Annotated in this window: 12 protein-coding genes; 3 read left to right on the top strand and 9 right to left on the bottom strand. The window is 70.8% G+C overall.

Features of this window, described 5'->3' with window-relative positions:
• Window positions 1–4: 4 nt before the first annotated feature.
• Window positions 5–460 carry an HPr kinase/phosphorylase gene (locus BUB97_RS17185; protein ID WP_073136968.1) on the bottom strand — a complete coding sequence of 152 codons (456 nt, stop codon included), beginning with the start codon at window positions 458–460 and terminating at the stop codon, window positions 5–7.
• Between the two features lie 158 nt (window positions 461–618).
• On the opposite strand from BUB97_RS17185, the gene BUB97_RS17190 reads away from it, so the two are divergent.
• Both BUB97_RS17190 and BUB97_RS17195 read left to right on the top strand, forming a co-directional pair.
• Window positions 619–1,587 carry a threonine/serine dehydratase gene (locus tag BUB97_RS17190; protein ID WP_245818342.1) on the top strand — a complete coding sequence of 323 codons (969 nt, stop codon included), beginning with the start codon at window positions 619–621 and terminating at the stop codon, window positions 1,585–1,587.
• Between the two features lie 96 nt (window positions 1,588–1,683).
• Window positions 1,684–2,610: a manganese catalase family protein gene (locus tag BUB97_RS17195; protein WP_073136972.1), complete on the top strand. Its 927-nt coding sequence runs from the start codon at window positions 1,684–1,686 to the stop codon at window positions 2,608–2,610.
• A 31-nt stretch (window positions 2,611–2,641) separates the two neighbouring features.
• On the opposite strand, the gene BUB97_RS17200 is transcribed toward BUB97_RS17195, so the two are convergent.
• Both BUB97_RS17200 and BUB97_RS17205 read right to left on the bottom strand, forming a co-directional pair.
• A complete protein-coding gene (locus tag BUB97_RS17200; protein WP_073136974.1) occupies window positions 2,642–3,625 on the bottom strand; it encodes a P1 family peptidase in 984 nt (327 codons plus the stop codon).
• 41 nt (window positions 3,626–3,666) lie between these two features.
• The gene (locus BUB97_RS17205; RefSeq protein ID WP_073136976.1) at window positions 3,667–4,359 is read right to left on the bottom strand and encodes a DUF1028 domain-containing protein; all 693 of its coding nucleotides are present in this window, start codon (window positions 4,357–4,359) and stop codon (window positions 3,667–3,669) included.
• 140 nt (window positions 4,360–4,499) lie between these two features.
• On the opposite strand from BUB97_RS17205, the gene BUB97_RS17210 reads away from it, so the two are divergent.
• Window positions 4,500–6,605, top strand: coding sequence for a YjbH domain-containing protein (locus BUB97_RS17210; RefSeq protein ID WP_073136978.1), 2,106 nt, complete (start codon window positions 4,500–4,502; stop codon window positions 6,603–6,605).
• Window positions 6,606–6,890: 285 nt separating this feature from the next.
• Here BUB97_RS17210 and BUB97_RS17215 read toward each other — a convergent pair whose 3' ends face one another.
• From BUB97_RS17215 to BUB97_RS17240, 6 genes are all read right to left on the bottom strand, one after another.
• Window positions 6,891–7,862, bottom strand: coding sequence for a Bug family tripartite tricarboxylate transporter substrate binding protein (locus tag BUB97_RS17215; RefSeq protein ID WP_073136980.1), 972 nt, complete (start codon window positions 7,860–7,862; stop codon window positions 6,891–6,893).
• A 35-nt stretch (window positions 7,863–7,897) separates the two neighbouring features.
• The gene (locus tag BUB97_RS17220) at window positions 7,898–8,734 is read right to left on the bottom strand and encodes a sugar phosphate isomerase/epimerase family protein (RefSeq protein ID WP_245818343.1); all 837 of its coding nucleotides are present in this window, start codon (window positions 8,732–8,734) and stop codon (window positions 7,898–7,900) included.
• A complete protein-coding gene (locus BUB97_RS17225) occupies window positions 8,731–9,891 on the bottom strand; it encodes a dihydrodipicolinate synthase family protein (RefSeq protein ID WP_073136984.1) in 1,161 nt (386 codons plus the stop codon). The genes BUB97_RS17220 and BUB97_RS17225 overlap by 4 nt, the downstream gene beginning before the upstream one ends.
• A gap of 1 nt (window position 9,892) precedes the next feature.
• Window positions 9,893–11,047 carry a Gfo/Idh/MocA family protein gene (locus tag BUB97_RS17230; protein ID WP_073136986.1) on the bottom strand — a complete coding sequence of 385 codons (1,155 nt, stop codon included), beginning with the start codon at window positions 11,045–11,047 and terminating at the stop codon, window positions 9,893–9,895.
• A gap of 69 nt (window positions 11,048–11,116) precedes the next feature.
• Entirely contained in the window at window positions 11,117–11,758 is a 642-nt protein-coding gene (locus BUB97_RS17235; RefSeq protein ID WP_073136988.1) for a TetR family transcriptional regulator, read from the bottom strand.
• Window positions 11,759–11,816: 58 nt separating this feature from the next.
• On the bottom strand, window positions 11,817–12,193 hold a 377-nt coding region (locus BUB97_RS17240; protein ID WP_139281371.1), incomplete at its 5' end, for a cupin domain-containing protein.

The raw sequence follows: 12,193 nt of genomic DNA on the forward strand, positions 1-12,193 counted from the left end.
GCGCTCAGGATGCCCGCTCCAACGCGCCGCAGCGGCAGGTGATCCGGCCGGCCAGGGCCTCCATCGCCAGCGCGATCTTGCGGGGTGCGGAGGCATCCAGGGCATGCAGCGCGATGCGCGGCAGCACGCGCCCCAGCGCCTCGAATCGCGCGGGCTCGGGCAGGCGGGGCACCACCCCCTGCGGGACGCAATCCACTGCCAGGGCGAGCGGGGCACCGGGCACCGAATCCAGCCCGGCCATCAGGCCAATGCCGCGCAGCTCGATCATGCCGCGCAGGGAATCGGGCGCAGCGGCGTGCAGCGCATCGCCCTCGGCGCGCAGCAGCACCTGGTCATCGGCCACGAGCCGCCATCCCTCGCCCGTCAGGCGAAGGAGGAGATCGGACTTCCCGGCACCGGGCGGGCCCAGCAGCAGGACTCCCGCCCCATCCCGTTCGGCACAACTGCCGTGTTGCAGCATGGCTGGTCGATGACACCCCGGACAGGCGGCGGAACGTGGCAGAAATCAGGCGGGGGCGGAAGCGGGGAGTGTCGGAACGGCCCATGGGGTGAGAACCTGTCTCGAAAATCTCGCCGCCCCGGCGTGCTCTCGGCCCCCATGGGCGAGCGCCGGAGGTGGTGGACAGGCCGCCCGACCTGGCTCATCCCGGTGCGATGACCACGCGCCCCGAGATCACCGCCGCCGCTGCCCGCATAGCCCCCTATGTGCGGCACACACCCGTTCTGACCCTGCAGGCCGCCGCGCTCGGCGCGCCCTGCGACGTAGTGCTGAAGCTGGAGCAGATGCAGGTCAGCGGCTCCTTCAAGGCGCGCGGCGCCTTCAACGCCCTGCTGCAATCCAGCGCGGCCGGCGCCGGCGTCATCGCGGCATCCGGGGGCAATCACGGCGCGGCGGTCGCGCATGCCGCCGGCGCGCTCGGCATCCCGGCGGAGATCTATGTTCCCGCCATCGCCGCGCCGTCCAAGGTGGCGCGAATCCGGGAGGCGGGTGCGGTGGTGGTGCAGGGAGGCGCGACCTATGCCGAGGCCTTCGCCGCCAGCGAGACTCGCCGGGCCGAGACAGGCGCCGCCTCGGTCCATGCCTATGACCAGGCGGAGGTCCTGGCCGGCCAGGGCACGGTGGCGCGCGAGTTCGAGGCCGATTCGCCCGGGCTGACGCATGTGCTGGTGGCGGTGGGTGGCGGCGGGCTGATCGGCGGCATGGCCGCCTGGTTCGCCGGGACGACGACGAAGGTGGTCGCGGTAGAGCCGGAGGGCTGCCCCACCCTCTTCTCTGCCCTTCGCGCCGGCGCGCCGGTGGACGCGCCCGTGGGCGGGCTGGCGGCGGACAGCCTTGGCGCGCGGCGCGTCGGGTCGCTCATGTTCGGGGTGGCGCAGGCGGTCATTCAGGATTCCGTCCTGGTGACCGACGAGGCGATCCGCGACGCCCAGCGCCGCCTCTGGTCCGCCTGCCGCGTGGTGGCGGAGCCTGGCGGCGCGACGGCCCTGGCCGCGCTGCTCTCCGGCGCCTGGGTGCCGCCTCCCGGCGCGCGGGTGGGCGTCCTTATCTGCGGCGGGAATTGCGAGCCGGGCTCGGTGGCGGGCTGAGGGAGGCGACGGGCGCTCGCACGAGTCCGTCAGGGCTCAAACCATTCCCGGGGCCGCCTCGTTCCAGGCAGGCACGCCTCCCCGGGAAAACAAGCCATGTTCATGCGCGTCGACAAGCTGCAGGCCGAACTGCCGCCTCCGAAGAGGCAGGACCCCAACGCCGCAGCAGCCCTGCAGGAGCTGCTGGGCGGCAAGTATGGCGAGATGTCCACGCTCGGGAACTACATGTTCCAGAGCTTCAACTTCCGCTCCAAGGAGAAGCTCCGGCCCTTCTACAGCCTCGTCGCCAGCATCACGGCGGAGGAGTTGGGCCATGTCGAACTGGTGAGCAACGGCGTCGCCATGCTGAACAACGGCCCGGACGTGCCCGATGCCGATGCAGGGGATGGCGGCGACATCTCCAAGTCGCCCTTCGAGGCGATGAAGGACATCCGCTCCTTCGCCAGCTTCGCCTCAGGCGCGGGCGGCGCGCTGCCGGTGAACAGCAACTCCATGTCCTGGAACGTGGACATGGTGACCACCACGGGCAATGTGGTGTTCGACCTGCTGCACAACTTCCACCTGGAATGCGGCGCGCGGCTGCACAAGCTGCGGGTCTACGAGACCCTGTCGGACCCGACGGGGCGCGAGGTCTGCGGCTATCTCCTCGTCCGTGGCTCGGTCCACGCGCATTCCTATGCGCTGGCGCTGAAGCAGATCACGGGCGTGGCGCTGGAGAAGTTCCTGCCCGTGCCGAACATCCCGCTGGACAAGATCCCGGAATGCCAGAAGTACCTGGATGAGGGCTCGCACCGCCGGCTCTATACCTGGAGCCCGGCCGACTACAAGGAAATCGCCGGCATCTGGGGCAATGGCGAACAGGCGCTGCCGACCGATCCGCCGGGCGAGCTGACGGTGGTGGACGGCATGCCCGAGGGCGGGAAGATCCACCAGCTCGTCGGCGTTCCCTCCGCCTTCACGCCCGATTATGCGCCGGAGGAAATGTTCGAGATCGCGACGAAGCTCTACAAGAAGTCGCGCTGAGATCGTTCGAACGGCCTGGGGTGGGCGGTGCTCACCCCAGCTCGGACAAGCCTGGCGGGCTCGGCCCCACGGACCGGGCCGCCTGCACGGCGCGCAGCACCGCCGCAGCCATCACATGCGGCACCAGGGCGCCGAGCGCCATCATGTCCCCCGCCTGCCCGCTCCTGCTCGTGGCCAGCGCGAAAACCGTGTCGCCATCGAACATCGTGTGGATCGGGTCGATGCTGCGGGCCAGCCCGTCATGGCCCGCGCCCGCCAGGCGCTGGCACTGGGCCTTGGTCAGCACCGCATCCGTCGCCACCACGCCGATCGTCGTCGCCGTCCCGGCCAGGGGACGGGGCGCGAGCTCCCCGCGCCGGATCCCCGCGGTGGTGCCGGAAAGGCGTCCCTCCGCATCCCGCACGCCGGCCAGCGGCTGGCCTGTCGCGGGGTCGATCACGTCGCCCACCGCATTCACCGCCACGATCGCGCCGAGAGTGATCCCGCCCAGGCGCAGGGACGCCGTGCCGATCCCGCCCTTCATCGCGCGGTCCATGCCGAACAGCTTGCCCACCGTGGCGCCGGTGCCCGCGCCGACGCTGCCCATGGCCGGCGGCGCCCCCGTGGCCGCCTCGCAGGCCGCGTAGCCCGCCGCGGCATCCGGGCGGATGCGGTGGTCGCCCACCGCCAGGTCGAACAGCACCGCCGCCGGCACGATCGGCACCCGCGCGGGGCCGGCGGGAAGGCCGATGCCTCTTTCCTCCAGCCAGCGCACCACCCCGGTCGCCGCCTCCAGCCCGAAGGCGGAGCCGCCGGAGAGAAGGACGGCATGCACCTTCTCCACCAGATTCGCCGGGTTCAGAAGGTCGGTCTCCCGCGTGCCGGGCGCGGCGCCGCGGACATCCACCCCGGCGGTCGCCCCCTCCTCCGTCAGGATCACGGTGCAGCCGGTGGGCCGCCGCGTCTCGGTGAAATGCCCGACCTTGATGCCCCGCACATCCGTGATGGCGCCGGCGATAGGCTCATGCTCGATCATGCCTTCCTCTCCTGGCCCTCAGCCCGCGGCGCCGCGCCGCCTCATGCCGCGGGCCCGGTCGGGACGACGGAGCCCGAGGCCCCGCCCAGCGCCCGGTCCGGATCGGTGGCGCGCAGGATGAACTCGTCGATCTTCGGCGCGTAGTCGCGCCACAGCCCCGCCAGCTCGGCGATGGGGTCGGCGGCGCGGTCCACGCGCAGGTCGGCCAGGGCGAAATCCTGGTCACCATGGATTTCCAGCACGGCGGAGATGACCGGCCCGTGCTCCCCGCCGGCCGCCTCCCCAGCCCCGAGCGCCGCCAGCAGCCGGTCCCCCAGCGGGGCGTCCGGGTCGGCCTCGAAGGCGCGGACCATGGCGGCGGGCACGGCGGAGCTGGAGAGGATGTTGCCGATCGCGACACAGTCCCGGCCATGGGCGTCGCCGCGCTCGGGCTTCACCTGGGCGCCGTGGTGATGGGCGGTGCGCCCCTCGGCATCGAGCGCGGCGAGCTGGCGCCAAGCCTGATGCGGGGTGGAGGCGACGAGGGCCGCCACCGTCTCCGCCGCCGGGCAGCCGCTGCGCAGCAGCGCCACCCCGCGCGGCCCGAGGCGCGGATCCGTCCGGTGCTGGGTGAGCACCGCGCCCACCCCGGCCGCGATGTGCTGAATCCGCGCCCCCACGCCGATATCGGAGGTGGCGCCGGCCGCGCCGATCTGGCCCGTGCGCGCGCAGCGGCCGAGGAGGGAGAAGGTCATGCCCGCGATCCTGCGAGGCGGCCCGGCGGGTGTCCATCCCGGCCCCTTGCCGCGACAGGGTGGGGCCGCGGTTTTGCCTTGCCTTCCCGGCCCACGCATGTCCAATAGCTCACGATTTCGAGAGCATCGTTCTATCAGCCATGACGCGCGCCGCCTGGCTCGCCCTCCTGCTGATGCTCCTCACCCCGGCCCGGGCAGAGGAGGTGCCCGCCTCCGGCGGCGATTTCGGCGGCATGGGGCTGATGGAAACCCGCAATGCCCGGTTCCGCGAGGACGGCACGCTGGAGGCCGGCGGCACCTGGCGCCGGCAGCGGCGCTTCTGGTTCGTCAACTTCCAGCCCCTGCCCTTCCTGGAAACCACCTTCCGCCTCACCGAGCGCCTGAACGCCACCACCGGCCGGGGCAGCACCACAGACCGCGCCTTCGACGTGAAGCTGCGCCTGCTGGAGGAAGGCCCCTGGAACCCGGCCCTGGCCATAGGGCTGCAGGACGTGATCGGCACCGGCATCTATGCCGGCGAATACCTGGTCGCCTCGCGCCGATGGGGCCCGGTGGATGTCTCGCTCGGCCTGGGCTTCGGGCGCCTCGGCACGCGGGGCGACTTCGCCAACCCGCTCACGGAACTGGCCGAGGGCTTCCGCACCCGCCCGCGCGATGTGGGCCGCGGCGGCACGCTGCGCCTGGACTTCTTCCGGGGCGAGGACGTCTCGGTCTTCGGCGGGGCCGAATACAGCCTGCCCCGCTTCGGCACGCCCTGGGGCGAGCTGGACGGGCTGCGCGCCAAGGTCGAATGGTCCGGCGACGCGCTGCGCGACGAGCGCGGCGGCTATCCCGTGCGTCGTGGCCCCCTGCGGGGCGCGGCCGGCAGCCCGGTGAATCTCGGCCTGCAATGGACGGGCGAGCATGTGGATGCCGCGATCGGCTTCGTGCACGGCACGGATCTGCTGGTGCGGCTCTCGCTACGGATGGACCCGGCGCAGCCCCCTGCCGCCACGCCGCTCCGCCCCGTGCCGCCCATGCCGGCCCGCCGCGCGACGGATACGCCGGCCGATGACCGCGCCCGCGCCGCCTTCGCCGCCCTGCGGGAAGCGGGGTTCCGCCCCCTCGCCTATGAGGAGCGTGGGGTGGAGGCGCGCATCGCCGTCTCGGAGGGTTCCTTCCGCAGCATGCCCCAGGTCGCCTCGCGCGTGCTGCGGGCGGTGAACGGCATCCTGCCGCCGGAGGTGGAGGCCATCCGGCTTTCCTGGTGGCAGGCCGGGGCGGAAACCGGCGCGCTGATGGTGCCGCGCCAGGCGGTCGAGGCGGCCGCCTCCCCCTGGGGCGGAAGCGTGGAGGAGGCCTGGGGCGCCACGACCCTGCTGCCCGCCACCGGCACGATCCCGCCCGGGTCCTTCACCGAACCGGGCCCGAGCTGGGACTGGGTTCTGGAGCCGAAGCTGAACCTCCAGCTCGGCGACCCCTCCCGCACCCTGCGCTACCAAGGCGCCGCGGCCGCCGGGGCGCGGGTGGAGTTCGGGCACGGCTTCAGCCTCGCAGGCTCCGTGCAGCAGGCCGTGTTCGGCAACCTGGACCGCGGCCTTCCATCCGACAGCACGCTGCCGCGCGTGCGCAGCGACTACGCCCTCTATGCGCGGGACGGGAAGACCTCGATCCCCGGCCTGTACGGGGAGCGGGTGTGGAACCTGGCGCCCGACGTCTTCGCCCGCGCCACCGCCGGGCTGCTGGAACCCATGTTCGGCGGCATCTCCTCCGAGGTGCTGTGGCGCCCCCGGGACCGAGGCTTCGCGGTCGGGCTGGACCTGAACCTGGTGCAGCAGCGCGCGACGGACGGGCTCTTCGGCTTCCGCAACTACGGCGTGGCCACCGGCCATGTCTCGCTCTACGCCGACCTGCCCGTCTGGAACCTCTACGGCATCCTGCGCGCCGGGCGGTACCTGGCCGGCGACTGGGGCGGCACGGTGGAAATCGGGCGGCGCTTCGACAGCGGCATCGAGGTGGGCGGCTTCGCCACCTTCACCAACGTGCCCTTCTCCCGCTTCGGCGAGGGATCCTTCGACAAGGGCATCTATGTGCGCGTGCCGCTCAACCTCTTCGGCACGGATTCGCGCGGCGACGGCACGGCGGTGATCCGGCCCGTGCAGCGCGACGGCGGACAACGGCTGGCCGTGGACAACCCGCTCTGGGAGGTGACCCGCGCCGGGCGGGAGGATGCCGTCCGACGCGGTGCAGGGGGGTTCGCTCGTTAGGGGCGGCTGGGTCTTTCGCCGCGGAGGGCCCCCCCCTCCACCCGCCAAGGGCCTGAGGCCCTTGGAACCCCGTCTGACTGCCGTGGATACCGTTGATCGGCGGGGTTTCTGGCGGGCGGGTGCCCTTCCTGGCTTTGCAGTCGCCTGAGGTCCTGGACCTCAGGCGCACCGTCAGCCAAGTGATCCCAAACTCGAAGAAAAAGATGATGGTGAGGGGTCCGGGGAGAGGAAGAATTCCTTCTTCCTCTCCCCGGGACAAACCGTCAGCCCCGAACCAAACCCCCGCTAATTCACCGTGATCCTCGCCTCCTGCACCACGCGCCCCCAGGTCTGCACCTCCTGGGCGATCTTGCGTTGCAGCTCCTCCGGCGTGGAGGAGACGGCATCGGCGCCGGCGGCCACCAGCCGTTCCTGGATCTTCGGATCCGCCAGCGCCTCGCGCAGCACGGCGTTGAGGCGCGCGATGACGGAGGCCGGCGTGCCGGTCGGCACCATCACCGCGCCCCAGGAGGTGGCTTCGGCATCCGGCAGGCCGATCTCCTTCATCGTCGGCACATCCGGCAGTTGCGAGGTGCGGCGCGGGCCGGTGGTGGCAAGTGCCCGCACCTTGCCGCCCTGGATCATGCCGATGGCCGAGGGAAGCTGGTCGAGCATGAACTGGACGTTGCCCGCCACCGTGTCGTTCAGCGCCGGCGCGCTGCCGCGATACGGCACATGCGTCACCTCCACCTTGGCCGCGGCCCGGAACAGCTCCGCGACCATATGGGTGGAGGAGCCGGAGCCGGCGGAGCCGAAGCTTGCCTTGCCCGGATTCGCGCGCAGCCAGGCCAGGAACTCCTGCGCGGTCTGCGCGGGCACCTTGTCGTTCACGATCAGCACGTGATCGGTCGCAAAGGCCATGCCCACCGAGGCCAGGTCCTTGGCGGGGTCGAAGCCCATATTGCCGTAGAGGTGCTGGTTGATGGTCAGCGTGCCCGTGGTGCCCATCAGGATCACCGTGCCATCGGCCGGGGCGCGCACGACATTCTCCACGCCGATATTGCCGCCGGAGCCCGCGCGGTTCTCCACTACGATGGGCTGGCCGAGACGCTCGCCCATCCGCTCGGCCAGCACGCGCGCCACGACATCCGTGGCGCCTCCGGCCGCGAAGGGAACGACGAAGCGGATGGGGCGCGTGGGCGCCCAGCCCTGTGCGAAGGCAGGCCCCGTGGCCAGGGCCGCGGCACCGCCGAGGATGATACGCCGGCTGATCTTCATGTCTTGGTTTCCCTCCGTGTTCTTCTTTCGTGACGCTAGCAGGCCGTGGGGTGCCTCCGCCGGATTTCCTGCAGCACCTCGTCCGGATCGGCGGCCCACCAGCGGCGGGAGAGGATTTCCACCTCGGTATGGCCGCGATAGCCCTGCGCCTCGACCAGGGCACGGATGCCGGGGATGTCGATCACCCCCTCGCCCGGCAGGCCGCGGTCGAAGACCGTGTCGGTGGTGGGCACCAGCCAGTCGCAGACATGGAAGGCCGCGATGCGCCCGCCCGCCCGCGCGATCTGCGCACGCAGGGCGGGGTCCCACCAGACGTGGTAGACATCGAGGGCGACGCCGCTCCCCTCGCCGAGATCATCGCAGAGATCGAGCGCCTGCCCCAGTGTCGAGAGCACGCTGCGGTCCGCGCAGGTCATGGGGTGCAGCGGTTCCAGCGCGATGGTCACGCCCGCCGCGCGCGCATCCGCCATGATGGCGTGCAGCCCGTCCCGCACCATCGCGCGGGCCTCTTCCAGGTCCTTCGATCCCGCCGGCAGCCCGCCGCAGACCATGACGAGGCAGGCGGCGCCGATCGCATGGGCCTCCGCAATGGCGCGGCGGTTGTCCTCAATGGCGGCGGCGCGGCCCGCGGCATCGGCCGCCGGGAACATGCCGCCGCGGCAGAGGCCGGAGACGGAGAGCCCCGCATCGCGGATGGCACGCGCCGCCTGCTCCACCCCCATGGCCTGCAGCACGTCACGCCAGGGCGAGATGCCGGGGATGCCGTGCCGCGCGCAGCCCTCGATGCATTCCGCGAGGCCCCAGCGCTCCTTCACCGTGACGGTGTTGAGGCTGAGAGGACCCGGCTTGCCGGAAGGGGCGGCGCCCATCATGCCACCCCGTGCAGCGCGAGGAGCGACCTCATGCGCGTCACGGCCCGATCCAGGTCGGAGAGGAGCCCGGCCCTGTCGGCCAGCCGGAACAACTCGGAGAAGTGCTGGATGGAGCGGGTGGACTGCTGCCCGCCGACCATCACGAAATGGTCCTGGTGGCCGTTCAGCCAGGCCATGAACACCACGCCGGTCTTGTAGAACCGCGTGGGTGCCTTGAAGATGTGGCGGGACAGCGGGACCGTCGGCGCCAGTATCTCGTGGAAGGTGGAGAGATCGTTGCGCGACAGCGCGGCCAGCGCCCCGCCCACCGCCGGCGCAATGGGATCGAAGATGCCCAGCAGCGCGTCCGAATGCCCCTCGGCATCGCCCGCGATCAGCTCGGCATAGTTGAAGTCGTCGCCCGTATACATGCGCACGCCCTTCGGCAGGCGGCGCCGCATGGAAATCTCCTTCTGGTCGTCCAGGAGGGAGATCTTCACGCCATCGACCTTGTCGGCATGGCTGGCGATGACCTCCAGCGCCACCTCCATCGCCTTCATGTGGTCGTGGTGGCCCCAGTAGCCCTCCAGCGCCGGGTCGAACATCTCCCCGAGCCAGTGAATGATCACCGGCTCCTTCACGCCGGAGAGCACGCGGTCATAGACGCGCACATAATCCTCCGGCGACTTCGCCGCCTTCGCCAGCGCGCGGGAGGCCATGAGGATGATGCGGCCGCCCATTCCCTCCACCGCCTCGCACTGCTCCTCATAGGCGCGGATGACGTCGTCCACCGTGACATCCGGGCCGGGCATCAGGTGATCCGTGCCCGCGCCGCTGGCCATGAAGGCGTTCGGGAAGTCCTTCGCGGCATCCAGGGATCGCCGGATGAGCTCCTGCGCCCCGTTCCAGTCCAGCCCCATGCCACGCTGGGCCGTGTCCATCGCCTCCGCCACGCCCAGGCCGAGCGACCAGAGGTGGCGGCGGAAGGCGATGGTGCGGTCCCAGTCCACCTTGGCGTCCAGCCAGGGATCCTGCTCGGCCAGCGGATCGGCCACGACATGCGCGGCGGCATAGGCGATGCGCGGATAGGGCGGCTTCGCGACTGCGAACTGGCCTGGCGCGCCGGTGGTGTAGCTCTCCAATGCGCCGGATGCGGTGGGCAGGGTGAGGGTGGCCATCTCAGGCCTCCAGCTTCGGCAGGTCGATCCAGCGGCGCTCCGCCCAGGACTTCAGCCCGGCCTCGGCCAGCTGCACGCCCTTGGCACCCGCCATCAGGTCCCAGGGATAGTCCGCACGCTCGCCGGCCACGTATTTCAGGAACTCCTCCCACTGCACGCGGAAGCCGTTCGGGTAGGGCTGGGTGTCCGGCACCTTCTGCCAGCCCTCGAAGAAGTTGATAGTCTGCGGCACATCCGGGTTCCACACCGGCTTGGGCGTGCTGACGCGCGCCTGCGTCCAGCAATCCGTCAGGCCGCACACCGCGGAACCATGCGTGCCGTCCACATGGAAGGTCACGAGGTCGTCGCGCCGCACGCGCGTGGTCCAGGAGGAGTTGATCTGCGCAACGATGCCACCCTCCAGCTCGAAGGTGGCGTAGGCCGCGTCATCCGTGTCCGCGTTGTAGGGCTTGTTCTGCTCGTCATAGCGCACCGGGATGTGCGTGGCGCCGAGGCAGGAGACCGACTTCGTCTCGCCGAAGGTGTTGTCCAGCACGTAGCGCCAGTGGCAGAGCATATCGAGGATGATGCCGCCGCCCTCGTTCTTCTTGTAGTTCCAGCTCGGGCGCTGGGTCGGCTGCAGGTCGCCCTCGAAGACCCAGTAGCCGAACTCACCGCGCACGGAGAGGATGCGGCCGAGGAAGCCGCTGTCGATCACCATCTTCATCTTGCGCAGGCCGGGCAGGAACAGCTTGTCCTGCACCACGCCGTGCTTGATGCCGCCCGCCTTGGCCACGCGCACCAGCTCCAGCGCGTCCTCCAGGTTCTCGGCGGTCGGCTTCTCGCAATAGATGTGCTTGCCGGCGCCGATCGCCTTCCGGATCAGTTCGGCCCGCATCTGGGTGGTGGCGGCATCGAAGAAGATCGTGTCGTCCGGATTGGCCAGGCAGGCATCCAGGTCCGTGCTCACCCGGTCGATGCCATGCGCCTTGGCCAGCGCCTCCAGCTTCTCCTTGTTGCGGCCGACGATGACCGGGTCCGGCATGATCCGGTCGCCATTGGCCAGCAGCACGCCGCCTTCCTTCCGGATGGCCGCGATGGAGCGGATGAGGTGCTGGTTCATTCCCATGCGGCCCGTCACGCCATGCATGATCAGGCCGATACGCCGCTGCGCCATTCGCGCGATCCTCCCCGGACGTCGATTGGGTAACCACGCGGTTACCTAAGCGCCCCGGGAGGGGTGGAGTCAAGGGCGAAGCCAGCCCAGCACCACCTCCACCGAATGCGCCTCCCGCGCCTCGATCGCCGCCTCGCTGTCCAGCCCGGCCCCGAAGATCGCGGAGAGGGTATGGGTGTTCGAGACGTAGAAATGGCCGAGGGCGACGATGGTGATGTAGGCCTGCATGGGGTCCACGCCCTGGCGGAACACGCCTTCGGCGGCGCCGCGCCGCAGAACCTCGCTGAGGGTGTCCAGCAGGGGGGAATAAAGCGCCGGCACCTGCTCGCTGCGCGCCAGATAGGCGGCGCGGTGGAGGTTTTCCTGGTTCAGCAGCGCCACGAATTCGGGATGGCGGGCGGTGTAGCGGAGGTTGAACCGGACCAGCCGGGCCATGGCCTCGGCGGGCGCCAGGTCATCCACCCGCAGGGCCCGCTCCTCCGCGCGCTTATGGGCATAGGCGGCCTCCAGCACCGCCACCCACAGATCCTCCTTGTTGCCGAAATAGGCGTAGAGCATCCGCTTGTTGGCGCCGGCCCGCGCGGCGATCTCGTCCACCCGCGCGCCGGCCAGGCCGTGGGTGGCGAACTCCGTCAGGGCGGCATCCAGGATGCGCTGGCGCGTGGCCTCGGCGCGGGGGCTTTGCGGGATGGTGCGGGCGGGGGCGTCCATGATCCCCGTAATGAAGCCGAAAAGGCCGGGGGGCGGTATTCCCCCCGGCCTTCATCCCTCACGCGCGCCCGTATGTATCCTCGAAGCGGACGATGTCGTCTTCGCCGAGATAGGCGCCGGACTGGACCTCGATGAGGGTCAGCGGGATCATGCCGGGGTTTTCCAGGCGGTGGACGCAGCCCAGCGGCAGGTAGACGGACTCGTTCTCGCGCAGGAGGATGCGCTCGGCGTCGCGCTCGACGATGGCGGTGCCGTTGACCACCACCCAGTGTTCGGCGCGGTGGTAGTGCTTCTGGAGGGAGAGCTTCTCGCCCGGGCGGACAAGGATCTTCTTCACCTGGAAGCGGTCGCCCTGGATCAGCCCCTCATAGTGGCCCCAGGGGCGGTACATGCGCCGGTGGGCGGCCGCCTCGGGGCGCTTCCTGGCCTTGAGCT

Origin of the sequence: Muricoccus roseus (genome assembly GCF_900141905.1) — a bacterium.
GTDB classification, from domain to species: Bacteria; Pseudomonadota; Alphaproteobacteria; order Acetobacterales; family Acetobacteraceae; genus Roseomonas; species Roseomonas rosea.

What these genes read in the sequence shown, in the direction of transcription:
- BUB97_RS17220 (WP_245818343.1), bottom strand. Translation starts at nt 8,734, where the DNA reads ATGATGGGCGCCGCCCCTTCCGGCAAGCCGGGTCCTCTCAGCCTCAAC.
- BUB97_RS17230 (WP_073136986.1), bottom strand. Translation starts at nt 11,047, where the DNA reads ATGGCGCAGCGGCGTATCGGCCTGATCATGCATGGCGTGACGGGCCGC.
- BUB97_RS17200 (WP_073136974.1), bottom strand. Translation starts at nt 3,625, where the DNA reads ATGATCGAGCATGAGCCTATCGCCGGCGCCATCACGGATGTGCGGGGC.
- BUB97_RS17195 (WP_073136972.1), top strand. Translation starts at nt 1,684, where the DNA reads ATGTTCATGCGCGTCGACAAGCTGCAGGCCGAACTGCCGCCTCCGAAG.
- BUB97_RS17225 (WP_073136984.1), bottom strand. Translation starts at nt 9,891, where the DNA reads ATGGCCACCCTCACCCTGCCCACCGCATCCGGCGCATTGGAGAGCTAC.
- BUB97_RS17210 (WP_073136978.1), top strand. Translation starts at nt 4,500, where the DNA reads ATGACGCGCGCCGCCTGGCTCGCCCTCCTGCTGATGCTCCTCACCCCG.
- BUB97_RS17185 (WP_073136968.1), bottom strand. Translation starts at nt 460, where the DNA reads ATGCTGCAACACGGCAGTTGTGCCGAACGGGATGGGGCGGGAGTCCTG.
- BUB97_RS17235 (WP_073136988.1), bottom strand. Translation starts at nt 11,758, where the DNA reads ATGGACGCCCCCGCCCGCACCATCCCGCAAAGCCCCCGCGCCGAGGCC.
- BUB97_RS17215 (WP_073136980.1), bottom strand. Translation starts at nt 7,862, where the DNA reads ATGAAGATCAGCCGGCGTATCATCCTCGGCGGTGCCGCGGCCCTGGCC.
- BUB97_RS17205 (WP_073136976.1), bottom strand. Translation starts at nt 4,359, where the DNA reads ATGACCTTCTCCCTCCTCGGCCGCTGCGCGCGCACGGGCCAGATCGGC.